Below are 24222 nucleotides of genomic sequence, written 5' to 3'. Positions count from 1 at the left end.
TGTCGGTCCGGTGACGCTGTGCTGCCGTACTGGTGCGCTGGTGCGCTGCTGTGCCGCTGTGCCGCTGTGCCGGCGCAGGGTGTCTTCGTCCTCCTGCCCCTGTGCTTCCCCCTCGGGAGGGCCGGCTCACCCCTGACCTACGCGTAGGGGCTGTCCGCACCCGCCGCGGCGGGCTTCGGTGTCCTGGCCGGGCAGCAGCCGACGGGGCACACGTCGTGGCTGGGTCCCAGCGTGCCCAGGGCGCAGCGCTCGGGCCGCGCGCCACGCTCGGCGGCGGCCCGCTCCAGCACCAGTTCCCTGAGGCCCGCCACGAACCGCGGGTCCGCGCCGACGGTCGAGGAACGGGCCACGGGCAGGGAGAGCTCCTGCGCCTTGGCGACGGCCTCGGTGTCGAGGTCGTAGAGCACCTCCATGTGGTCCGACACGAAGCCGATGGGCACCATCACGGCGGCGGGCGCGCCCCGGCCGTGCAGCGACTCCAGGTGGTCGCAGATGTCCGGCTCCAGCCAGGGGACCCGTGGCGGGCCGCTGCGCGACTGGTAGACCAGTTCCCACTCGCGCTCGACGCCGGTGCGCTCCCGTACGGCGTCGGCGACGAGCCGCGCGACGTCCAGGTGCTGGGCGACGTACGCGCCCCCCGCACCGTGCGCGTGCGGCGGTCCGGAGACCTCTGCTGCGGCGGTGGGGATGGAGTGGGTGGTGAAGGCGAGGTGCGCACGGTCCCGCACGGCCTCGGGCAGCGTGGCCAGCGCGGACAGCGCACCGTCCGTCATCGGCCCGACGAAGCCCGGGTGGTTGAAGAAGTGCCGCAGCTTGTCCACGCGGGGCGGGCGAAGGCCCTCGGACTCCAGCGTGGCGAGGGCCTCCGCCAGGTTCTCGCGGTACTGGCGGCAGCCGGAGTAGGAGGCGTAGGCGCTGGTGGCGAGCGTCAGTACGCGGCGGCGGCCGTCTCGCGCCAGCTCGCGCAGGGCGTCGGTGAGGTACGGGGCCCAGTTGCGGTTGCCCCAGTAGACGGGCAGGTCCACTCCCGTGCGGGCGAAGTCCTCGCGCAGCGCGTCCAGCAGTTCGCGGCACTGGGCGTTGATGGGGCTGACCCCGCCGAAGAGGAAGTAGTGCTCGCCGACCTCGGCCAGGCGTTCGCGCGGGATGCCGCGGCCGCGGGTGACGTTCTCCAGAAAGGGCAGGACGTCGTCGGGGCCCTCCGGCCCGCCGAACGACAACAGCAGCAGCGCGTCGTAGGGCAGGGCGCCGTCGGGGCCGTGGCCGTTCCGGGGAGCTGGGCCGTCGGCGGGATCGGGAGAGGTCAGCGCTTCGGACATGTCCCGATCCTGTCACCCCCGGGCGGGCGGAGACGCTCTGCCTCCCGGTGGCAGCCCCGACCGCACGAGCCGGGGGTCATGGACCGTGAGTATGATCCGATCCCACCGTGAGAGGGGACAGGTCCAGGATGAAGGCGCAGCGGACGAGCGGCCGGACGGCCCGCAGACCCCGGACGACTTGGAGCAACTGGGCGGGCAACGTCGCCCAGGCCCCCGCACGTACCGTCGCGCCCTCCTCGACCGCCGCCCTCGCCGAGGCGGTGCGGCGGGCCCGCGAGGAGGGGCTGCGGGTCAAGGCCGCCGGCACCGGTCACTCCTTCACCGCGGCGGCCGTCACGGACGGGATGCTGATACGGCCCGAACGCATGGTGGGCATCCGTGAGTTGGACCGCGAGGCCGGTACGGTCACGGTGGCCGCAGGAACCACGGTGAAGCACCTCAACGAGACCCTGGCCGCCGCCGGGATGTCGCTGACCAACATGGGCGACATCATGGAGCAGACGGTCTCCGGGGCGGTGAGCACGGGCACCCACGGCACGGGCCGCACATCGGCGTCGCTGGCGGCCCAGGTGACCGCGCTGGAACTGGTGTGCGCGGACGGTTCGGTGCTGCGCTGCTCGGAGCGGGAGAACGCCGGGGTCTTCGCCGCGGCCCGTCTCGGGCTGGGAGCGCTGGGCGTGATCAGCGAAGTGACCTTCGCCATCGAGCCGGAATTCCTGCTGACCGCCCGTGAGGAGCCGATGTCCTTCGGCAGGGTGACGTCCGAGTTCGATCAACTCGTCGCCGGCAACGAGCACTTCGAGTTCTACTGGTTCCCGCACACGGACGGCTGCAACACCAAGCGCAACAACCGTAGCGGCGGTCCCGCCGACCCCCTGCCCGCGGTGCGCGGCTGGATCGACGACGAACTGCTCTCCAACGGCGTCTTCCAGGCGGCGTGCTCGCTCGGCGCCGCGGCGCCCGCCGTCGTCTCCTCCGTCGCCCGGATCTCCAGCCGGGCCCTGACCGCCCGTACCTACACCGACATCCCCTACAAGGTCTTCACCAGCCCGCGGCGCGTGCGTTTCCTGGAGATGGAGTACGCCCTGCCGCACGAGGCGGCGATGCCGGCGCTGCGCGAGCTGAAGGAGCTCATCGAACGCTCCCGGTTCCGGGTCGGATTCCCCGTCGAGGTGCGTACGGCGCCGGCCGACGACATCCCCCTCTCGACGGCCGGGGGACGCCGCACGGCCTACATCGCGATGCACATGTACCGGGGGACGCCGCACGAGGCGTACTTCACGGCGGCCGAACGGATCATGACAGCCCACGGCGGACGCCCGCACTGGGGCAAGCTGCACTCGCGGGACGCGGAGTACCTGGCGTCCGTCCATCCCCGCTTCCGGGAGTTCACGGCACTGCGGGACCGGCTCGATCCGGAACGGGTCTTCGGCAACGACTATCTGCGGCGCGTGCTGGGCGAGTGATCCGGGCACGGACAGGGGGCGCACAGCACACCGGCCCCGACTGGCGCTCTGCTTCCGTGAGCCCCCCGCGCACTCGGCGGGCCGTCCTCCCCCCCCGAATGGCGACTGTGTGAAGTCGGCGGCGGCCCGGGGGACTTGCCTCCCGGTGTCAATACTCCGGCCCGCTCGATTCGTTCAATCCACGTACGTAAGCGGGCAATAGACGAAGGCAATGGTTCCGTTCCGGGCGGATCTGTGACCCTTGCCACCCGCCGACGCCCTTTCTAGGCTTGTCCGGACCCCAAACCCCCTTCACCACGACCAACTTGAACGGCGCGGCGGTCCACCCCCGTGGTCCTAATGGAGTAGTGTGACGAGCCCTGGCCTCGGCTCAGGCCCGGCGCAGGCAGCACAGGTGACGAGGACGGTCACTGTGCGTTGCGAAGTGATAGCCGTGCCGTCCGGCGGTTCCGGGAAGGTCCCGGTGCGCCGAGCACGTCGGCACGGTTGTGGCAGGCCCCGCCCGGGCAGGCCACACTCGTCCAGCGGGAGCAGCGACGCACGTGACGTCGGCAGGCACCACCCGGGAGGTTCCCATGCCCGAACTGCGTGTCGTGGCCGTCAGCAACGACGGCACACGACTGGTGCTCAAAGCTGCCGACAGCACGGAATACACCCTTCCGATCGATGAGCGGCTGCGTGCCGCCGTACGCAACGACCGCGCGAGGCTCGGCCAGATCGAGATCGAGGTCGAGAGCCACCTGCGGCCGCGGGACATCCAGGCGCGTATACGGGCCGGTGCCTCCGCCGAGGAGGTCGCCCAGCTCGCCGGTATCCCCGTCGACCGCGTACGCCGCTTCGAGGGCCCCGTTCTCGCCGAGCGTGCCTTCATGGCGGAGCGCGCCCGCAAGACGCCGGTGCGCCGCCCCGGGGAGAACGCGGGACCGCAGCTCGGCGAGGCCGTGGCCGAGCGGCTGCTGATGCGCGGCGCCGACCGGGACGCGGTGCACTGGGACTCCTGGCGGCGTGACGACGGCACCTGGGAGGTGCTGCTCGCCTACCGCGTGGCCGGTCAGCCGCACTCGGCGACATGGACGTACGACCCGCCGAGACGGCTCGTACAGGCCGTCGACGACGAGGCGCGTTCGCTCATCGGGGAGACCGACGACACCCCCGAGCCCAGCTTCCCCTTCGTCCCGCGGATCGCGCGGCTCCCCCGGGAGCGCGCGGACCGCAACGACCGTGCGGAGCTGGAGCCGGCGTCCTTCTCCGGCGACGGCGTGCACAGCACCGACGCCGAGGACGAACCCGACTCCCTGACGAGCCTGTTGGAGGCGGTCCCCAATTTCCGGGGCGACATGGTCGTACCGGAGCAGCAGGGCCCGTCCACGGTGGGCGCGCAGTCCTCCTCCACCGCCGAGACCGACTCCTCGCCCGAGGACGAGGAGGAGGCCGAGGACGAGGAGGAGGCCGTCGAGCCTCCCGCGACGGCTGCCGGTGCGGGTTCGGCGTATGCGGACGTGCTGATGCCGCGTTCGGTCAGTGCGCACCGCGACCGGCTGAAGGGCAACACCGACCGCCAGGCCGAGGCGGACGGCGTCCGGCCGGGCCGCCGCGCCGCGGTGCCGAGTTGGGACGAGATCGTCTTCGGGACGCGCCGCAAGAAGGACTGACTCCGGCCACCGGGCTTGCGTTCGTACCCTCCCCCGCTCCGCGAACGCGGGTGCGGAGGGAGGGCGCGTCGCGAGGCCCGACGCGCCCCTGTGGACCTGGAGTTCGGCCGGATCGTTCGACTGGATCGTTCTGCGCGACCGTTCTGCCGTGCCCGTTCTGCGGGTCCGTTCAGCGAGACCGCTCAGCCGGGCTCGGGGCCCGTGGCGACCGGCCGGGCGGCATCGGCGCACCACTCGCTCCACGATCCGGCGTACAGCGCCGCTTCGATGCCGGCCACCTCCAGCGCGAGTACCTCATGGGCGGCCGAGACGCCCGAACCGCAGTAGACGCCCACCTCGGAGTCCGGTGTGACACCCAGGGCGGCGAAGCGGGCCCGCAGTTCGTCCGGGGAGCGCAGCAGGCCCTCCGCCGTCACGTTGCCGGCCGTGGGCGCCGAGACGGCGCCGGGGATGTGTCCGGCGACCGGGTCGACCGGCTCCACCTCGCCCCGGTAGCGTTCCGCGGCGCGCGCGTCCAGCAGCAGTCCGTTCCTGGCCGTCGACGCCGCCCCGTCGGCGTCGAGCAGCGGACGTGCCCCCGGACGGGGAGTGAAGTCGCCCGGTTCCGGGGTCACATCGCCCCTCTCCAGCTCCCCCTCCCAGGCGGCGAGGCCGCCGTCGAGCACGCGGACGTCCTCGTGGCCCGCCCAGCGCAGCAGCCACCACGCGCGGGCGGCGCCCCAGCCCTGACCGCCGTCGTAGACCACGACGGGACGAGCGTCACATACACCGGCACGCCGCACAGCCGCTGTGAAGACCTCCAGGTCGGGCAGGGGATGGCGGCCGTACTCGCCTGGCGGCCCCGCCAGTTCCTCCTCCAGGTCGGCATAGACCGCGCCCGGAAGGTGACCCGCAAGGTAGGCGGGTCTGCCGGGCGGGCCGCCGAGTTGCCACCGGACGTCGAGGAGGACCGGAGCCTCGCCCCGGGCGAGGTCGCGTGCGAGAGCCGAGGCGGAAGTGATGGCTGTCATTCCGCCATTTTCGCGCAGTCCCGGCCCACAGACCGGCCGGAAACGGAATTACCCGGCGCTGTCGGGGAGCGGCACACCTCAGGTGGTGCGAGCATCACAGGGGCACGGGTCCCGAAGCAGTACACAGCAGTCGATACGACGCGACCGCATCGATGACGGTCATGAGGGAGAGAAATATGACGGAGTCAACAGCTCGCCATCCGCACGCGAGGCACGCCCCCGGCACACCGTGCTGGGCGAGCGTGCTGGTGCACGAGCTGGAGAGAAGCCAGGAGTTCTACCACGAGCTGTTCGGCTGGGAGTTCTACTCGGGGCCCGAACAACTGGGCCCGTACGTACGGGCGATGGTGGACGGACAGGAGGTCGCCGGCCTGGGCGAGATCGCACCCGGGCGCCGTCTGCGCCCCTCCTGGCTGCCCTACATGGCCAGTGACGACGCCGACGCCACCGCCTACCTCGTCCGGGAACGCGGCGGAACGGTCGCCGTCGGACCGCTCGACGCCGACGAGGCCGGCCGGATGGCCATCGCGGCTGACCCCGTCGGCGCGACCTTCGGTGTCTGGCAGACCACTCCGCAGCCCGCGCTGACGCCCTCGGCGGCCGGCGTGGCGGGAGCGCCCGTCTGGTACGAACTGGTCACTCCCGACGCCTCGGTGGCCTTCCCCTTCTACTCCGCCGTCTTCGGCTACGACTCCGCGGACGAACGCGGTGCCGGCGACGGTGACCATCTGACGCTCCTGCTGGAGGGCGGTCCCGTGGCCGGAATCCACGGTGTGGGCCGGGAGTTGCCGCGCGACCGCGGGCCGCACTGGAAGACGTACTTCGCCGTCGAGGACACCGACACGACCGTGCGGCGGGTCGGTGAGCTCGGCGGCAAGGTGGTGCACGAGCCGGGCGATTCGCCCTACGGCCGGGTGGCGACGGCCGCCGACCCGGAAGGAGCCCAGTTCAGCGTGATCGCCAAGACCTGAGGGCGCGGGCGCGGTTCACCCCGACGGGAAGCGGACCGCCTCGCCCACGTGCGGCGCCCCCGGCACCCGCGGGACCTCGTCCACCTGGGGGGTGGCGGGCGCGTCGATGGGCAGCACGTCCGGGGAGAGCGCGCCCGCCCCGGCCGCCGACGCAGTGAGGCGGCGGCGGTGGTGCCTGCGGCACAGCACCTCGTAGCCGACCTCGCCCGTGGGGTCCCCGACGTCGCCGACGACGACCTGGGCTCCCTCGACGACCATCTTCCCGCCGACCGTACGGGCGTTGTGCGTCGCGCGTGCACCGCACCAGCACAGGGCCTCGACCTGCAGCACCTCGATGCGGTCGGCCAGTTCCATCAGCCGCTGCGAGCCGGGGAACAGCCGGGTGCGGAAGTCGGTGGCGATGCCGAAGGAGAAGACGTCCATGCCCAGGTCGTCGACGATGCGCGCGAGCTGGTCGATCTGCTCCGGGGCCAGGAACTGCGCCTCGTCGACGATGATGTAGTCGGTACGGCCGCCCGCGGTGAGGTGCTTGACGAGGTGGGCGTGGAAGTTCATCCCCTGCACCGCCTCGACGGCGTCGGTGACCAGGCCGAGCCGGGAGGAGAGTCTTCCCTCACCCGCACGGTCGTTGCGGGTGAAGATCATGCCCTGCAGGCCGCGTGCGGAGCGGTTGTGCTCGATCTGCAGAGCGAGCGTCGACTTTCCGCAGTCCATCGTTCCTGAGAAGAACACCAGCTCTGGCATGGGAACGTCGGCCTTTCTGCACGGGGCGGACGGGTCGGTCGCGGCGGGGCTACGTACGTACTTCGAGGAGCGGGACGAACTGCTCGGCGGACGTGGCCGAGCCGTGCATGCCGATCAGCGCGGACTCCTTGGGCTCCCGCTCGGTGGCCACGACGGCGGCGTCCCCGTTCATCGCCGCCACCACGTCGCCGATCCGGGCCAGCACACGTTCATCGACGTGCGGCCCGAACCAGCCCAGTTCGACGGCCTCTTCACGCCCGGCCACCCATGCCTGGCCGGCCAGCACCTCACGCCACACGGAGTACACGTCGCGCGCGGCACCGGGGACGGCGTACAGATGGCGCATCCGCCCCTCACCGCCGAGCTGGGCGAGCCCGGCGCTCAACTCCCAGTCCTCGTCGACGTCGAACCGCGCCTGAGGCGTCGCAGGGACGTCCACCATGCCGTGATCGGCGGTGATGTAGAGCGCGGAGCGCGGCGGAAGCTGCTCGGCGAGACGCTGCGCGAGTCGGTCGACGTACATCAGCTGGCCGCGCCAGGCGTCGGAGTCCATGCCGTAGCGGTGGCCGTTGCCGTCGAGTTCGGCGTAGTAGGTGTAGACGAGTGAGCGGTCGGCGGCGGCCAGCTGTGCGGCGGCCAGGTCCATGCGGTCCTCGGCCGCGAGCACACCGTGGAAGGTGCCGCCCGACAGCGCGACACGGGTCAGCGGGGTGTGCTCGAAATGCGGTGCGGAGACCTGGCTCGCGGCGATCCCGGCCGCGTCGGCGAGCTGGAAGACGGTCGGGTACGGCTGCCACACGTACGGGTCGGTCCACGGCTGCCAGCGCAGCTGGTTCATCAGACGCCCGGTGTCCGGGTCGAGCGCCGTGTAGCCGGGCAGGCCGTGCCGGCCGGGCGGCAGGCCCGTACCGACGGAGGCCAGCGAGGTCGCGGTGGTGGAGGGGAATCCCGCGGTGAGGGGCTCCCCCGTCGCGTTCAGCGAGCTGGGCAGCAGCGAGGTGAGGAACGGGGCCTCGTCCGGGTGGGCGCGCAGCGCCTCCCAGCCCATTCCGTCGACGAGGAACACACAGGCACGGTCGGCCGGTTCGAGCCGCAGCGTCGTCTCGACGCCCGGCAGGCCCTGCGCGGTGGCGATGGCGGGCAGTACGTCCGACAGCGACGCCTGGCCGTAGCGCGGTACGGGCGCGGTGCGGGGGTCCAGCGGTAGGGGCTCCTGCTGGCTGGCGGGGGCGGCCTGTGCCATCAGGAAGGTGTCACCGTCGCCTCCGAGAGCGCCTGGGCGAAGGCGAGTGTCTGCCGTACGGTGTCGGGCCCGTCGGCCGCCTCGCTGACGCGGAGCGAAAGGTCGTCTGCGGTGGAGGAGCCCGTGTAGCCGTGGTCCGCCTCGCAGTTGGGGTCCCCGCAGGTCGCGGGTTCCAGGTCGAGCCGGGAGACGGCGCCCCAGCCGATGGTCAGCACCACCTCCCGGGGCAGCGTGCCCGGCGAGTACGACTCGGGGTCCGCCACGACACGGGAGAGCACCACGGAGGAGAGGCGCTGGAGCTTCACCGACTCCGTGGACGTCGTGGCGTACGGGGCGCCCGAGGTGCCGTCCGCGGGCTGCTCGTCCGTGTGACTGACGAGGAACCGGGTGCCGGTGAGGACGAGGACGGTGACATGGCGGCGCACCTCGTTGGAGTCGAAGGTCGTCTCCTGGTGCACGAGGTAGGACTCGACGGGCTCGCCGCCGACCGCGGCCTCCACGGCCTCGGCCACGAGCGTCGGGTAATAGCCACTGCGCTCGATCGCGGCGCGCAGCCCCTGGGTCGTCGTACCGGTCTTCGCCATGCGGGCCATCCTACGGGCCCGGGGGGCTCAGTAGGCGGGCAGGCTGCGGCGGCCCAGGTCGGCGCGGGGTGAGCGCTCTGCGACGCGGACGCTCGCGTCGAGCACCGTGCGCCCGTGCTGCGAGACGACGACGGGTTCGAGGTCCACGGAGACGACCCCGGGATGGTCGTGGAGGAGGCGCGAGACCCGCAGCAGCAGATCCTCCAGGGACGCGGTGTCGACGGGCTGTGTGCCGCGCCAGCCGAAGAGTATGGGGGCGCTGCGCAGCGACCGGACGAGTTCGGCGGCCTCCTTGTCGGTGGCCGGGACGAGGCGGTGCGCGACGTCGCCGAGCAGTTCGCTGGGCGTACCGGCGAGACCGAACGAGAGCACCGCCCCGATCGAGGGATCGACGGCTCCCCTGATGACGGTGTCGATGCCGCGCGGCGCCATGGCCTGCACGACGGGGCGCAGCTCCTCGGGCTCGGCGGAGGAGTCGGTCAGCTCGGCGTACGCACGGCGCAGTTCCGCCTCGGAGGAGATGTCCAGGCGTACGCCTCCCAGGTCGGCGCGGTGCCGCAGATGCGCGGCGGTGGTCTTCAGGGCGACGGGATAGCCCAGCACGCGGGCGGCGTCGGCGGCCTCGTCCGGGCCGGGGGCGGGGCGGGTCCGCTGGACGGTGATGCCGTAGCAGGCGAGCAGGCCCGCGACGTCGTCCGCTCCGAGGGTGAGGCTGCCGTCCCGTTCGGCGGCCGTGGCCGAGGCAGTGCCGGGGTGGAGCGGGGCAGGGTCCGCAGGCGGCGCGGCGGCGCCGGCCGTAGCACGCTCCAGCAGCGCGGACGCGGCCGTCTCCTCGACCTCGAACTGCGGTACGCGGCCCGGGGCTTCCGCCTCCCGCCGCCAGCGTGCGTAGCGCGAGACCTCCGAGAGCGCCCGCACGGCGCGTTCGGGCGCGGGGCAGGAGGGGATGCCGCGTTCGGACAGGGCTGCGTCCAGACCCTCGATCGCGAGGTGCACGACGGTGACGGGCTTGTCGGCGCCCGCCGATGCCTCGCGCAGCGCCTCCGCCAGCTCCTCGACAGGGGTCCGGCCGACCCACGGGATCGCGGTGACGACGACAGCGTCGGTCTCCGGGTCCTCGAGCGCGGCGCGCAGCTCTCGCGCGTAGTCGTCGGGAGTGGCGGCGGTGGTCAGGTCTCGTACGGGGTGGGGCTGCAGTTCGTCGGCGAGGCAGGCGTCGTAGGTGATCAGCCCGAGGGATTCGGCGTTGCCGAGGATCGCGGTGCGGGGCCCCGGAGGCAGCGGCTGGGTCACGAGCAGGGCGCCCGCGTCGAGCAGTTCCGTCACCGTGTCCACCATGATCACGCCTGCCTGCCGCAGCAGCGTGGTGACGGTCGCGGCAGGCGTACGGGAGACGGGTACGGCGTGACCGGGCGGCGGCGCGCTCGCGCTGTGCCTGGCGCCCTTGACCACGACCATCGGCTTGCGGGCGGCGGTGCGCTTGGCGAGCCGCGTGAACTTGCGCGGATTGCCGATGGATTCGAGATAGAGGAGCGCCACGTCCGTGTCGGGGTCGTCGTCCCAGTGCTGCAGCACGTCGTTGCCCGACACGTCGGCCCGGTTGCCCGCCGAGACGAAGCTGGACAGGCCGATGCCGCGCTGGTGGAGACCTGCGAGCAGCGCGATGCCGATGGCACCGGACTGCGTGAAGAGTCCGACGCGGCCGCGGCGCGGCATCTCGGGCGAGAGCGTCGCGTTGAGGCGTACGTCCGGCGCGGTGTTCATCAGCCCGAAGGCGTTGGGTCCGATGACGCGGGTGCCGTACGAGCGGGCCAGCCGGACCAGTTCGCGCTGCTCGTCGCGGCTGAACTCGGCGGTCAGCACGACCAGTCCCCGCACGCCCGCCTCGCCGCACTCCCGCGCCACGGCCGGGACGGCGCCGGCCGGAACGGCGACGACGGCGAGGTCGAGCGGTTCGGGCACGTCCGAGACCGACCGGTGGGCGGGGACGCCGCCCAGTTCCTCCGCGCCCTCGGGCAACTCGTGGTTGACCGCGTACACACGGCCGGTGAAGCCGCCGCTGTGCAGGCTCTCCAGCACGCTCCGCCCGGCACCGCGCGGCGAACGGCTGGCGCCGATCACGGCGACCGATCCCGGGGCGAGCAGCCGCTGCACGGAGCGGCCCTCCGCGCGCTGTTCGCGGGCACGCATCACGGCGACGGACGCCTCGGTGGGTTCGAGGTCGAAGGTGAGATGGACGGAGCCGTCCTCGAAGCTGCGGCGCTGCGAATAGCCCGCGTCCGTGAAGACCTTGATCATCTTGTTGTTGGCGGGGAGCACTTCGGCGGTGAAACGCCGGATCCCGCGCTCACGGGCCACAGCCGCGACGTGTTCGAGGAGGGCGGACGCCACTCCCCTGCCCTGGTGGTCGTCGCGGACGAGGAAGGCCACCTCGGCCTGGGCGGAGGGAGCGGCGGCGGCGCGGCCGGCGTCGTCGATCCGGTCGTAGCGAACGGTGGCGATGAACTCGCCCCCGACTGTGGCGGCGAGGCCGACCCGGTCCACGTAGTCGTGGTGGGTGAAGCGGCGCACATCACGGTCCGAAAGACGCGGATAGGGGGCGAAGAAGCGGTAATACTTCGATTCGTCGGAGACCTGTTCGTAGAAGCTGACCAGCCGCTGGGCGTCGTCCGCAGTGATGGGCCTGATGAGGGCGGTGCCCCCGTCACGCAGCACCACGTCGGCCTCCCAGTGCGCCGGGTAGGCACGGTCCTCCGGGGTACGCATGGGCTCAGGGTAAGGCCGCGGGGCCCGGGGCGTCGCGGTACGTCCTCCCGCGCCCCCGGGGGCACGGCGGAGGGACACGGACGGCATGCGAAACTGGTTGTCGGCCGGATGCCGGAAGAACGACTCGAAGGGCAACAATCATGGTAGAGCGCCGCGTCACCGTCGGCTGGGCCGAGGGCTTGCACGCCCGCCCCGCCTCGATCTTCTGCCGCGCCGCGGCCGCCGCGGGGGTTCCCGTCACCGTGAAGAAGGGCGACGAGGGCACCCCGGTCAACGCGGCCTCCATGCTGGGAGTGCTGGGGCTGGGCGCCGAGGCCGGTGAGGAGATCGTGCTCGCGTCCGAGGCGGTCGACGCCGAGGGTGCTCTGGAGCGCCTGGCCACGCTGGTCTCCGAAGGCCTGGAAGAGCTGCCCGAGACGGTCTGACCCCGCGCGGAGCCCGTGCCCCGCAGCACGGCGCGCCCCTTCACCCACGGATGGAATTCGCGGCCGCCGCCGTGGATTTCGTCCTTTTCGCATGTGCGGGCCGCTGCGCGTGACGTATGACGCGGCCGGCCACCTCCCTGGAGTGAGCCCTCAGCCTCCGAGCCTCCCCGCCGCCCGCCGGCCGGGACAGCCCGTCGCGGCACGGACGGCGGGGCGGACGACGCACGGCACAGCCCCCGGCCGCTTCCCACGGCCGGGGGCTGCTGCGTACGCACCCGTAACCCGGGCCCGCGGACGGTCACAGCACCGGCGCGGACGCCGGGGCCCGGGACCGCCCGCGGTCAGGGCATCAGAGGTCGACGCCGTGCTTCTGCAGGTACGCGACCGGGTCCATGTCCGAGCCGTAGTCCGGGCCCGTACGGGCCTCGAAGTGCAGATGCGGGCCCGTGCTGTTGCCCGTCGAACCGGACAGGGCGATCTGCTGGCCGGAGGTGACCGACTGCCCCGCCGAGACGCTGACGGAGGACAGGTGGCCGTACTGCGTGTAGGTGCCGTCCTTGTGCTCGATCACGACACTGTTGCCGTACGAGCTGTCACTCCCGGCCTCGACGACCTCACCCGCGGCGACCGCCTTCACCCCGGTCCCCTGGGGCGCCACGAAGTCGACGCCGGTGTGGCTGCCGGAGGACCACAGCCCGCTCGACGCCTGGTACGGAGTGGACAGGGACGGGTCTTCCAGCGGTGCGACCCAGGAGTTGAGCGCCGCACGCTCGGCAGCCCTCGCCGCCCTCTCCTTCTTCTCCTTCGCCTCACGCTCCCGTTCCGCCTTCTCGGCGGCGGCCCTGCGCTCGGCCTCCGCCGCGGCCTTGGCCTCGGCGGCCGCGGCCTCCTGCGCGCGCGCCTGGTCGCTGACGGTGTCTGCGATCGAGTCCCCGAAACCGACGGCACGGGCCAGGCCCGTCCCGTCCTCATCGGCGGCGGCCGGGGCGGCGCCGGTTACCTCCACGACCTCGCCGGTGGCAGCGACGGGCGCCGTGGTGGCCTTGCCCTGCTGGCCCGTCCCGGCCATCGCGGGCGTCGCGAGCGAGGTGACGACACCGGCCGCCGTCAGGCCGGCTATGCCGACTGCGTTCGCGCCGCGGCGCGGTCTGCGGCGGGGACGACGGTGCTTCCCCGTTGCATGGGTGAACGCCATGGGCTGGCGTAGCTCCTTTCCTTCCTTCTCGCCTACCGGGTCTCCCCTGACACGGGCGGGCTGAGCCCACCCCTGCCGGTGCGGGGGACCCCCAGACGGTTCGGAGCAGGAAGGTCTCCTACGGCGGGCCTCCCGCGAGGCCTGCCGATTCACCCCACCCCTTCCAGCGCAGCCCGGCTTCCGGTCCGGCTGGGAAGGGACCCTCTGCGCCGTGCGGCGCCACGAGGGAAGGGCCCCCGGTTCCTCCTGTGCTTGGTGGCGCGGAGGACTCGGCGACGCTGAACGTCGGCCGCGGTCGCGGTCACTTCTGACGAACAGCCGGATCGACGCTAAATGGGGCATCTGCCAACTGCCAAACCAAACCCTTGATTTGTCGCGTTCGCCACACAAGGGACCGGGTCAACCCGCCACCAATACGGACATACGCGAACGGCCTCGGGGCGGCTCCGGTCCGTTGCTCGGACCGGAGCCGCCCCGTGGGACGACGGCACGCCTGACGGCGAGTGACACGCCTCGGGCAGCGTTCAGCCGCCCGTGACCACCTTGACCTCGCCGATCCCCAACTCCCTTACGGGCTCGGCGATCTGGGAGGCGTCACCGACGAGGACCGTCACCAGCCGGTCCTCCGGGAAGGCGTTGACGACGGCGGCCGTGGCCTCCACCGTGCCGGTCTGCGCGAGCTGTGCGTACACCTGCGCCTGGAAGTCGTCCGGGAGTTCCTGCTCGACCTGTTCGGCGAGGGTGTCGGCCACGGCGGCGGCTGTCTCGTACCTGAGCGGCGCGACGCCCACCAGGTTCTGCACGGCGACGTCCCGTTCGTCCTCCCCGAGCCCCTCGGCGGCCAGCGTGCGCAGAACCTGCCACAGGTCGGACAGCGCCGGGGCCGTCACGTCCGTGGCGACCGAGCCGGAGATGGCCAGCAGGGCCGCGCCCGTGCCGTCCGCGGTGGAACGCAGCACCTGCCCGAAGGCGCGCACACCGTAGGTGTAGCCCTTCTCCTCGCGCAGCACGCGGTCCAGACGGGAAGTGAGCGTGCCGCCCAGGCAGTACGTGCCGAGGACCTGCGCCGGCCAGACACGGTCGTGCCGGTCGGGCCCGACGCGGCCGATGAGCACCTGCGTCTGCACGGCGCCCGGCCGGTCCACGACGACGACGCGGCCGGTGTCGTCCGCGGTGACCGGCCGCACAGCACGCGGCTCGGCCGTGGAGCCCGTCCAGGCACCGAGGGTGTCGGCCAGCGCGGCGTCCACGTCGACGCCTTCGAGGTCACCGACGACCACGGCGGTGGCCGTGGCGGGACGTACGTGTGCGTCGTAGAAGGCACGGACCGCCTGCGCGTCGATACGGGCCACCGTCTCCTCGGTGCCCTGGCGGGGCCGGGACATGCGGGAGTCGGCCGGGTACAGCTCCCTGGCCAGCTCCTTGGCCGCACGCCGGGTCGGGTTCGCCAGCTCGTGCGGGATCTCGTCCAGGCGGTTGTTCACCAGACGCTCGACCTCGCTCTCGGGGAACGCGGGGGCGCGCAGCGCGTCGGCCAGCAGCCCGAGCGCCTTGTGCAGCCGTGAGGCGGGGACCTCCAGCGACACCCGTACGGCGGCGTGGTCGGCGTAGGCGTCGAGGGAGGCGCCGTAGCGCTCCAGCTCGTCGGCGAACTGCTCGGCGTCGAGCTTGTCCGTGCCCTCCGAGAAGGCGCGGGCCATGATCGTCGCGACGCCGTCCAGGCCTCGCGGCTCGGCCTCCAGCGGGGCGAGGAGGGAGACCTCGACGGCGACGACCTGCTGTCCCGGGCGGTGACAGCGCAGCACCGTCAGCCCGTTGCCCAGCCGGCCGCGCTCGGGCGCGGGGAAAGCCCACGGCTTGGGGCTGCCGCCCTTCGGCTGGGGGTGGAACTCCATGGAATTACCTGCCGCAGCCGTCTGTGCGGGGGTGGGGGCGTCGCTCACTGGGCGGGCTCCTCGCTCTGGTCGTTTGCGTCGGCGGCGGGCTCGGTCGGCTCGTAGACGAGCACGGCGCGGTTGTCCGGGCGCAGCCTCGCGGCTGCCACGGCCCGTACCTCCTCGGGTGTGATGTCGAGAACGCGCTCAACCGCCGTCAGTGCCAGCTGGGGGTCGCCGAACAGTACGGCGTAGCGGCACAGTTCGTCCGCGCGTCCGCCGACCGTGGCGAGCCTGTCCAGCCACTCGCGCTCCAGCTGGGCCTGTGCCCGCTCCATCTCCTCCGGGGTCGGCCCCTCTTCGGCGAAGCGCTTCAGCTCGTCGTCGACGGCCTCCTCGATGGCGGCGACCTCGACGCCGCCGGACGCCTTGACGTCCAGCCAGCCCAGCGAGGGTGCCCCCGCAAGCCGAAGCATCCCGAACCCGGCGCCGACCGCCAGCCGGTCGCGGCGCACGAGGCGCTTGTTCAGACGCGAGGACTCACCGCCGCCGAGCGCGGTGAGCGCCACGTCGGCCGCGTCGCACTCACGGGTGCCGTCGTGCGGCAGCCGGTATGCGGCCATGAGGGCGCGGGAAGGGACCTCCTCCTCCACGACCTCGCGCAGCTGCTCGCCGATGGTCTCGGCGAGGGTGCCGTCGCGCGGGGGCTTCTTGCCCTCGTGGCCGGGCACCGAGCCGAAGTACTTCTCGATCCAGGCCAGTGTCTGCTCGGGGTCGATGTCGCCGACGACGGTCAGGACCGCGTTGTTGGGCGCGTAGTACGTACGGAAGAACTCCCGTGCGTCCTCCAGGGAGGCGGCGTCCAGGTCGGCCATCGAACCGATCGGCGTGTGGTGGTAGGGGTGGCCCTCCGGATAGGCCATCGCGGTCAGCTTTTCGAACGCGGTGCCGTAGGGCACATTGTCGTACCGCTGGCGGCGCTCGTTCTTGACCACGTCGCGCTGGTTCTCCATGGACTCCTCGTCCAGGGCGGTCAGCAGCGAGCCCATGCGGTCGGCCTCGAGCCAGAGCGCGAGCTCCAACTCGTGCGCGGGCATGGTCTCGTAGTAGTTCGTGCGCTCGAAGCTGGTGGAGCCGTTGAGCGAACCGCCGGCACCCTGCACCAGCTCGAAGTGACCGTTGCCCCGCACCTGCGCGGAGCCCTGGAACATCAGGTGCTCGAAGAGGTGGGCGAGTCCGGTACGCCCTGCGACTTCGTGGCGGGAGCCCACGTCGTACCAGAGGCAGACCGCCGCGACAGGGGTCAGATGGTCCTCGGAGAGCACCACACGCAGGCCGTTGGCCAGCCGGTGCTCGGTCGCTGTGAGCCCGCCGGTGGATGGCGGGGGCGTGGCCGTGTGACCCATGGGCGTGGAGTCCCTTCGATCGCGTCAGTTGTGTGCACGTCGTGGCAAGCGGTCCTGTCACCCTATGCAACCGCGCCGACGGCGTGCGAAGTTCCCGTACGGTACGTGCGGGAACCCGGCTCGTTCCGCACCGGCCTCCCGCCTGGGCGGCGCGTCGGGCACCCCGACCGCCGGGCCGGGGAGCGGGTTGTCACTGCCGCGGTCCACAATGGTCCGCGTCACTCCCGCCTCGTACCGGCTCGACAGCAGCCGTCCGTACCGTACGCACGAAGGAGCCCAAGCCGCGATGGCCCGCCGCAGTACGAAGACTCCGCCGCCGGACGATTTCGAGGAGCGCATTCTCGACGTCGACGTCGTCGACGAGATGCAGGGCTCCTTCCTGGAGTACGCCTACTCGGTCATCTACTCGCGCGCGCTTCCCGACGCACGCGACGGGATGAAGCCCGTCCAGCGGCGCATCCTCTTCCAGATGCACGAGATGGGACTGCGCGCCGACCGCAGCTACGTCAAGTGCGCCCGAGTCGTCGGCGAGGTGATGGGAAAGCTCCACCCGCACGGTGACAGCGCGATCTACGACGCGCTGGTGCGCATGGCCCAGTCCTTCTCCATGCGGCTGCCGCTGGTCGACGGACACGGCAACTTCGGCTCCCTCGGCAACGACGACCCGCCCGCCGCGATGCGGTACACCGAGTGCCGCGCCGCGCCGGCGGCCGGGCTGATGGTCGAGTCGATCGACGAGGAGACCGTCGACTTCGCACCCAACTACGACGGCAGCGAGGACGAACCGGGCGCGCTCCCGGCCGCCTATCCGAACCTGCTGGTGAACGGCTCGTCCGGCATCGCAGTCGGCATGGCGACGAACATGCCGCCGCACAATCTGGGCGAAGTCATCGCCGCCGCACGGCATCTGATCAAGCACCCGGGCGCGGACCTGGAGACGCTGATGCGTCATGTGCCCGGCCCGGACCTGCCCACGGGCGGCCGGATCGTCGGCATGGACGGCATCAAGGACGCCTACGCGGGCGGCCGCGGCAGCTTCAAGATGCGGGCGACGGTGTCGGTGGAGCAGGTCACGCCGCGCCGGAAGGGGCTGGTGGTGACCGAGCTGCCCTTCGCGGTGGGCCCGGAGAAGGTCATCTCCAAGATCAAGGACCTGGTCAACTCCAAGCGGCTGCAGGGCATCGCGGACGTCAAGGACCTCACGGACCGCGCCCACGGCCTGCGCCTGGTCATCGAGGTGAAGAACGGCTTCAACCCGGAGGCGGTGCTGGAGCAGCTCTACAAGCTGACGCCGATGGAGGAGTCCTTCGGTATCAACAACGTGGCGCTGGTGGACGGTCAGCCGCTCACGCTGGGCCTGAGGGAGCTGCTCGAGGTCTACGTCGACCACCGCTTCACCGTGGTGCGGCGGCGCAGCGAGTTCCGGCGCACCAAGCGGCAGGACCGGCTCCACCTGGTCGAGGGGCTGCTGGTGGCGCTCGTCGACATCGACGAGGTCATCAGGATCATCCGATCCAGTGAGAATGCGGCACGGGCCAAGGAGTCCCTCATCGCCCGGTTCGGGCTCAGCGACGTCCAGACGCAGTACATCCTGGACACGCCGCTGCGGCGCCTGACGAAGTTCGACCGCATCGAGCTGGAGAGCGAACGCGACCGGCTGCGCTCGGAGATCGAGGAACTGACCCGGATCCTGGACTCGGACACGGAACTGCGGAAACTCGTCTCGAGCGAACTGGCCGCCGTCGCGAAGAAGTACGGCACGCCGCGCCGCACCGAGCTGCTGGAGGCTGCGGGCGCCCCCGTGGCGTCGGTGCCGCTGGAGGTCGCCGACGACCCGTGCCGCGTGATGCTCTCCTCCACGGGTCTGCTCGCGCGTACGGCCAACGGCGAGCCGGTCTTCGACCAGGCGGCGAAGCGCGTGAAGCACGACGTGATCGTCTCGGCCGTGCCCGCCACCACACGCGGCGAGGTCGGCGCCGTCACCTCGGCCGGGCGGCTGCTGCGGCTGACCGTCGTGGATCTGCCGCAGCTTCCGGAGTCGGCGTCCACGCCCCATCTGGCGGGCGGGGCGCAGATCTCGGAGTTCCTGTCCCTGGAGGAGGACGAACGGATCGTCTGTCTGACCACGCTCGACGAGTCCTCACCCGGGCTCGCGATCGGCACCGAAGCGGGCGTGGTCAAGCGGGTGGTGCCCGACTACCCCGCTCACAAGGAGGAGTTGGAGGTCATCTCCCTCCGCGAGGGCGACAGCATCGTGGGCGCGGCAGAACTGCGCACGGGCGAGGAGGATCTGGTCTTCATCACCGACGACGCGCAGCTGCTGCGCTATCCGGCCGGGCAGGTGCGCCCGCAGGGCCGGGCGGCGGGCGGCATGGCCGGCGTCAAACTCACGGGTGACGCGAAGGTGATCTCCTTCACGGCGATCGATCCGTCGGTCGACGCGGTGGTCTTCACCCTCTCCGGTTCGCACGGGACGCTGGACGACTCGATCAGCACGGCGAAGCTCACCCCGTTCGACCAGTTCCCGAGGAAGGGGCGGGCGACGGGCGGAGTGCGCTGTCAGCGCTTCCTCAAGGGTGAGGACTGTCTCGCGATGGCCTGGGCCGGTCCCACGCCGGCGAAGGCTGCGGCCGAGAACGGCACTCCGGCGGAGCTGCCCGAGCCCGACCCGCGCCGGGACGGCTCCGGGGTACCGCTGGCGAAGCCGGTCGCGGTGATCGCGGGGCCGGTCTGAGTCCTGTCCGACAAGGGGCGCCGTCCGCCGCGGGCGGTGCTCGCAGCGGACGGCGCCTGCAGCTGCAAGGCGGAGGAGGACCCTCGCAGTGGGCTGCTCGGGCGATGCGACAACGCTGGGGTCCTCCCCCGAAGCGGGGGAGGGTGTGCGTGCCAGTCGTCGCGAGCAGGGCGAGATGTGTCAGACAGGGCCTGAGGAGCGCCGGCGTCCGAGAGGCACGGTCCGGCGTGCGCCGGCCGGCCGCTGTGCTGCGGTGCGGGATTGTGCCGTGCTGCTGGACCTGCCCCTTCCGCGGGATCAGTCCGTGAAGGGGGTACGGTCCGGTTCCCGACCTGGAACCCCGAGGTCCAAGTCCGGGTCCGTGCCCAAGTCCGGGTCCGTGCCCGAGTCCGAGTCCGAGTCCGGGTCCATGCCCCGGTCCGGGTCGAACGCGCCGCCGGGCTCCTCCTCCACGTACCGCAGGACGCCCCACAGCGCGTGCGGGTCCGCGGCGTCGCGCGCGTCGTCTGCGACGCACCCCGCCAGCTCCTTGCGCAGCGCCCCGGCGTCCGCTCCGGAGCCGATCAGCACCAGCTGAGTCAGCCGTTCCGCATCGTCCTGCCAAGGGGAGGGTGCAAACCGCAGGAAGCCTCCGACCGCGTGTACGGCGTAGCGATTGGCAGGATCGGACGTGCCGAAGTCGACGAAGCCCTTGATCCGGTAGACACCCGCGGGACGGCTGTCGAGGAAGTCCAGGAATCTTCTGGGGTGCAGCGCCCGGTCCGAGGTGAACTCCACGCTCTCGTAGACCGCGTGCAGATGACCCGCGTGGTCGCCCCCGGCTCCCCCGCCGTGCTCGCGGCCCTCGCCTCCCTCGTCGTCCCCCTCCCGGGGCAGATCGTCGAACGAGAGCTGTTCGACGGGGGGACGTTCACGCCGCGCGGGTTCGAAGAGCAGCCCGGGACCGACCTGCCCGTACGCGGCCCGCAGCACCGGCGTGCCGGGACTGAGCCTCTCCAGCTCCTCCCCCAAGGCCCGCTGCTCCGGCTCCGCCACTCGGTCGCACTTGTTGAGCACCACCAGATCGGCTGCCCGCACGTGCCGGTCCAGCTCAGGATGGCGTGCGCGGGTGCTCTCGAACTCGGCGGCGTCCACGACCTCGACGAGCCCGCCGTAGACGATGTGTTCGCTTCCGGCGGCGAGGATCATACGGATCATCGTCTCGGGTTCGGCCAGTCCGCTGGCCTCCACGACGATCACGTCCATCCCCGCGGAGGGGTGGGCGAGTTTGTCCAGGACCTCGTCCAGGTCGCTGGTGTCGACGGCGCAGCACAGGCACCCGTCTCCCAGGGCGACCATCGAGTCGACCTGTCCGGCCACCGCCATCGCGTCGATCCCGATGGCGCCGAAGTCGTTGACCACCGCGCCGATGCGGGTTCCCCGGCTGTGCCGCAGAAGGTGGTTGAGGAGGGTGGTCTTGCCGGAGCCGAGGAATCCCGCCAGCACGATGACCGGTACACGTCGGGTGCTCACGGGGCGGCCTCCAGAGGGTGCTGTACAGGACGGCTGCTGATGGTATTCGACCGTGCCGGCCGCCCTGTGCTTACGACGGCCGCCGGTGGGCCCGGCGGTGGGGCCCGTCCACGGCCGGGCACCGCCGGCCCTGTCGGCCGGGCCGGTCGAACGGTTACGGTCCTGGCACGCCGCCCGTCCTCACCGGCGTCATTGCCCGGGCGAGGACGTGAGGACGCCCGGCCGGCCCATCGCGTACGCCCCGAGGTTCCCTTGACCGCTCCAGCCGACGAGTCCGCCGCCGCGTCCGGTCCGCCCGCGCCCGCCGGGCGGCCGGCACCGCCCGGACCGGACGCCGGGCGGCGGCGCCTGCGTACACCACGCGTACGTCTCCGGTGGCCGCGGCGGGTATTCGCCCAGGTGCTGCTGACGCAGCTGGCGCTCGCTGCGGGCGTCACCGCCCTGGTCACGGCGTTCTTCCTGGCCCCGCTCGGCGACGAACTGGACGACCGGGCGATGGACCGTGCCCTGGCCATCGCACAGACCACAGCCGCGCAGCCCGGGTTCTCCCGGCGGCTCACCTCGGGCGCCGATCCGTCTGCCGACGGCCCGGTCCAGCGGCGGGCAGAGAGCATACGGAAGGCGACGGGCGCGGGTTACGTGGTGGTCATGGACAGGAACGGCATCCGCTGGTCCCACCCCGAGCCCCGTCGCGTCGGCAAGCACGTCTCCACCGATCCCAGCGCCGCGCTCGCCGGGAACGAGGTGCGGCACATCGACGAGGGCACACTCGGCCGGTCGGCACGCGGCAAAGTGCCGCTGCGCGACGGGAACGGCCGGCTGGTCGGAGCGGTCTCCGTCGGCATCGCCTACGAAGGTGTGCGGGACAGGCTGCTCAGTGCCGTGCCGGAGCTGCTCGCGTACGCGGGCGGCGCCCTCGCGGTCGGTGTGCTCGCCGCCGTGCTCATCTCCCGGCGCCTGCAGCGTCAGACCCACGATCTCGCCTTCTCCGACATCTCCTCGCTGCTCGACGAGCGGGAGGCGATGCTGCACGGCATCCGTGAGGGCGTCGTCGCCCTGGACTCGCGCGGACGCATCCGTCTCGTCAACGACGAGGCACAGCGGCTGCTGGAGCTGAGCCCCGGGGACACCGGGCGTCCGCCGGCGGACGTGCTGGGCCCCGGCCGTACGGCCGACGTGCTGTGCGGCAGCGTGACCGGCACCGATCTGCTCACCGTCAGCGGCGGCCGGGTACTGGTCGCCAACCGCATGCCCACCGCTGACGGCGGCGCTGTCGCGACCCTCCGCGACCGTACGGAGCTGGAACTGCTCGGACGCGAACTCGACGGCTCCCGCGGCCTGATCGACGCTCTGCGGGCCCAGGACCACGAGCACGCCAACCGGATGCACATCCTGCTGGGTCTGCTGGAACTCGGGCTGCACGAGGATGCTGTGCAGTACCTCAGCGAAGCCGTGGGGGTGCACAGGGCCACGGCCGAGCAGATCGCCGAGCGGGTCGGTGACCCGCTGCTGGCCGCGCTGCTGGTCGGGAAAGCGACCGTGGCGGGCGAGCGGGGCGTCGCGCTGCACATCACGCCTGGCACGCACCTGCCCGACCGGCTGGTCGATCCGCGGGAGCTGGCGACCGTGCTGGGCAACCTCGTCGACAACGCGGTGGACGCGGCGGCCGGCTCCGATCAGGCCCGGGTGACGGTGGAACTGCGTACCGGGGGCGGCCCGGGCGGCTCGGCGGGGCCGGACGGCGCCACTCCTACGGTGGGCACCGATGGTACGGACGGCGCGACCGGACCGGACGGCGCCGCCCGTACGGACGCCACAGACATCGTCGTACGCGTCACCGACAGCGGCCCCGGCATCCCGCGTGAACAGCGCGAACTGGTCTTCTCCGAAGGCTGGTCCACCAAGGAACCGCCCCCGCACCGGCAGCGGGGGCTGGGCCTGGCACTGGTGCGGCGTCTCGCCGAACGTCACGGGGGGACGGCACTGGCCGGTGAAGCACCGGGGGGCGGTGCGGAGTTCACGGTGGTGCTGCCACAGGCGCTGCACCCGGCCGGTGCCGGAGGACGGGAGCGCGAGGAGCGCACACAGCCGTCGTGACCGCGCACTCCTCCTCGCGTCCGCCTTGCGCCGCCCCCGTTTCCGCGTTGCTGCGGCCGTCAGTTGCCGCCGGTGACGCGGACGTAGTCGATCACGAGCTGCTGCGGGAAGGTGGTGCTGCCGTCCGGGTCGCCGGGCCAGTAGCCGCCGACCGCGAGGTTGAGGATCATGTAGAAGGGGTGGTCGAAGACCCAGCGGTTGCCGTTGAGGTCGGCAGGGGTACGGGTCTGGTACACGTTGCCGTCGACCGACCAGGTGATCTTCTCGGGTGACCAGTCCACGGCGAAGGTGTGGAAGTCGTCGGCGAACTTCTCCCCGTCAGGGAGCGAGTAGCCGGCGCCGATTCCGCCGGACCCGGAGTAGCCCGGTCCGTGCAGCGTTCCGTGCACGGTGCTCGGTTCGAATCCCACGTTCTCCATGACGTCGATCTCACCGCAGTCGGGCCAGCCGGCACTGCCGATGTCCTCACCCAGCATCCAGAACGCGGGCCACATCCCCTGCCCCTGCGGGAGCTTCATACGGGCCTCGACGTGCCCGTACGTGGTGGTGAAGGTGCTCGCGGTCGTGAGCCGCGCGGAGGTGTACTCGCACGGCCCGTACCAGCAGTTGTAGTTGCCGGGGTTCTCCTTCTTGGCTGTGATCACGAGGTTGCCCTGGCCGTCGAGGGCGGCGTTGTCCGTTCCCGAGGTGTAGTACTGCCGCTCGTGGTTGTTGACGTTGTCCCCCGTCTCAAGCTTCCACTTGGATCCGTCGACGGCGGAGCCCGCGGGCCCGTCGAAGTCGTCGGTGAAGGCTGCCACGGCGCTCTCCGCTCCTGCGGCTCGAGGCTCGGCGGCACCCGCGGGAGCGGCCACGAGGGGGGTGGCCACCAGTGCGAGGGCGGCGAGCAGACCGGTTGTCAGTGAAGTCCTGGGTTTCATCGAGCGGTTGCCTTCCTGTGGGAGTGACCGCGGGTGCGGCCCAGAAGGACCCGGCCGTCGGGGGGCGGCCGGGTGTAGCGCTCCGGCACGTCCGGTTGGACCGCCGCACTCCTGCCGGACCCCGAGCGGGAACGGGGCACCCGGCTCAGCGGGGCCGGTGCGCAGGGCCGTTCACACAGGGGCACTCTCGTACCGGCATGCCGGCCTACGCGAAGGAATGAGCGGATCGTACGGACTGACGTGCCGTTACCTCTTGAACACAATCTCGACCCATGCCGCGAACATGTCAATAGGTCTGGACCTT

General features: G+C 72.0%; 17 protein-coding genes. 6 read left to right on the top strand and 11 right to left on the bottom strand.

All coding sequences use genetic code 11. The features are described 5' to 3' along the window. Window positions 1–137: 137 nt before the first annotated feature. On the bottom strand, window positions 138–1319 hold the full coding sequence (locus H343_RS0119145; protein ID WP_078505890.1) for a ferrochelatase: 1182 nt from the start codon (window positions 1317–1319) through the stop codon (window positions 138–140). 128 nt (window positions 1320–1447) lie between these two features. On the opposite strand from H343_RS0119145, the gene H343_RS0119140 reads away from it, so the two are divergent. Then, complete coding sequence (locus H343_RS0119140) at window positions 1448–2785, top strand: D-arabinono-1,4-lactone oxidase (RefSeq protein ID WP_028432471.1); 1338 nt, start codon at window positions 1448–1450, stop codon at window positions 2783–2785. Between the two features lie 575 nt (window positions 2786–3360). Then, complete coding sequence (gene sepH, locus H343_RS0119135; RefSeq protein WP_028432470.1) at window positions 3361–4437, top strand: septation protein SepH; 1077 nt, start codon at window positions 3361–3363, stop codon at window positions 4435–4437. Window positions 4438–4619: 182 nt separating this feature from the next. On the opposite strand, the gene H343_RS0119130 is transcribed toward sepH, so the two are convergent. Then, window positions 4620–5447 carry a sulfurtransferase gene (locus H343_RS0119130; RefSeq protein WP_028432469.1) on the bottom strand — a complete coding sequence of 276 codons (828 nt, stop codon included), beginning with the start codon at window positions 5445–5447 and terminating at the stop codon, window positions 4620–4622. Between the two features lie 176 nt (window positions 5448–5623). Here H343_RS0119130 and H343_RS0119125 point away from each other — a divergent pair, with 176 nt between their 5' ends. Further along, entirely contained in the window at window positions 5624–6418 is a 795-nt protein-coding gene (locus H343_RS0119125) for a VOC family protein (protein ID WP_051265543.1), read from the top strand. Window positions 6419–6433: 15 nt separating this feature from the next. Here the strand turns inward: H343_RS0119125 and H343_RS31535 are convergent, their stop codons facing one another. From H343_RS31535 to H343_RS0119105, 4 genes are read right to left on the bottom strand one after another with little or no spacing between them, the layout of a single operon-like run. Further along, window positions 6434–7162, bottom strand: coding sequence for a thymidine kinase (locus tag H343_RS31535; RefSeq protein ID WP_078505888.1), 729 nt, complete (start codon window positions 7160–7162; stop codon window positions 6434–6436). 49 nt (window positions 7163–7211) lie between these two features. Next, window positions 7212–8405 carry an alkaline phosphatase family protein gene (locus H343_RS0119115; protein WP_028432467.1) on the bottom strand — a complete coding sequence of 398 codons (1194 nt, stop codon included), beginning with the start codon at window positions 8403–8405 and terminating at the stop codon, window positions 7212–7214. Then, window positions 8405–8989, bottom strand: a complete 585-nt coding sequence (locus H343_RS0119110; protein ID WP_028432466.1) for a DUF5998 family protein — start codon at window positions 8987–8989, stop codon at window positions 8405–8407. Before H343_RS0119110 ends, H343_RS0119115 begins: the two co-directional genes overlap by 1 nt. Before the next feature lie 27 nt (window positions 8990–9016). Next, window positions 9017–11755, bottom strand: a complete 2739-nt coding sequence (locus H343_RS0119105) for a GNAT family N-acetyltransferase (protein ID WP_028432465.1) — start codon at window positions 11753–11755, stop codon at window positions 9017–9019. A gap of 140 nt (window positions 11756–11895) precedes the next feature. Here H343_RS0119105 and H343_RS0119100 point away from each other — a divergent pair, with 140 nt between their 5' ends. Continuing rightward, on the top strand, window positions 11896–12180 hold the full coding sequence (locus tag H343_RS0119100; RefSeq protein ID WP_028432464.1) for an HPr family phosphocarrier protein: 285 nt from the start codon (window positions 11896–11898) through the stop codon (window positions 12178–12180). Window positions 12181–12529: 349 nt separating this feature from the next. Here H343_RS0119100 and H343_RS0119095 read toward each other — a convergent pair whose 3' ends face one another. The 3 genes from H343_RS0119095 to H343_RS0119085 all read right to left on the bottom strand — a co-directional run bounded on the left by H343_RS0119095 (window position 12530) and on the right by H343_RS0119085 (window position 16655). Further along, a complete protein-coding gene (locus H343_RS0119095) occupies window positions 12530–13375 on the bottom strand; it encodes a M23 family metallopeptidase (protein WP_028432463.1) in 846 nt (281 codons plus the stop codon). Between the two features lie 524 nt (window positions 13376–13899). Continuing rightward, window positions 13900–15270, bottom strand: coding sequence for a M16 family metallopeptidase (locus tag H343_RS0119090; RefSeq protein ID WP_028432462.1), 1371 nt, complete (start codon window positions 15268–15270; stop codon window positions 13900–13902). A gap of 44 nt (window positions 15271–15314) precedes the next feature. Next, a complete protein-coding gene (locus H343_RS0119085; protein ID WP_028432461.1) occupies window positions 15315–16655 on the bottom strand; it encodes a M16 family metallopeptidase in 1341 nt (446 codons plus the stop codon). A gap of 286 nt (window positions 16656–16941) precedes the next feature. On the opposite strand from H343_RS0119085, the gene H343_RS0119080 reads away from it, so the two are divergent. After that, window positions 16942–19389, top strand: a complete 2448-nt coding sequence (locus tag H343_RS0119080) for a DNA topoisomerase IV subunit A (RefSeq protein WP_028432460.1) — start codon at window positions 16942–16944, stop codon at window positions 19387–19389. Window positions 19390–19686: 297 nt separating this feature from the next. On the opposite strand, the gene H343_RS31530 is transcribed toward H343_RS0119080, so the two are convergent. Next, window positions 19687–20901, bottom strand: a complete 1215-nt coding sequence (locus tag H343_RS31530) for a CobW family GTP-binding protein (protein ID WP_037904333.1) — start codon at window positions 20899–20901, stop codon at window positions 19687–19689. A gap of 252 nt (window positions 20902–21153) precedes the next feature. On the opposite strand from H343_RS31530, the gene H343_RS31525 reads away from it, so the two are divergent. Continuing rightward, window positions 21154–22998: a sensor histidine kinase gene (locus H343_RS31525; protein WP_051265541.1), complete on the top strand. Its 1845-nt coding sequence runs from the start codon at window positions 21154–21156 to the stop codon at window positions 22996–22998. 59 nt (window positions 22999–23057) lie between these two features. On the opposite strand, the gene H343_RS0119065 is transcribed toward H343_RS31525, so the two are convergent. After that, on the bottom strand, window positions 23058–23918 hold the full coding sequence (locus H343_RS0119065) for a glycoside hydrolase family 16 protein (RefSeq protein ID WP_028432459.1): 861 nt from the start codon (window positions 23916–23918) through the stop codon (window positions 23058–23060). Window positions 23919–24222 lie beyond the last annotated feature (304 nt).

The sequence above is a fragment of the Streptomyces sp. TAA204 genome, assembly GCF_000424965.1.
This window is presented reverse-complemented; position numbering and strand designations above follow the sequence as displayed.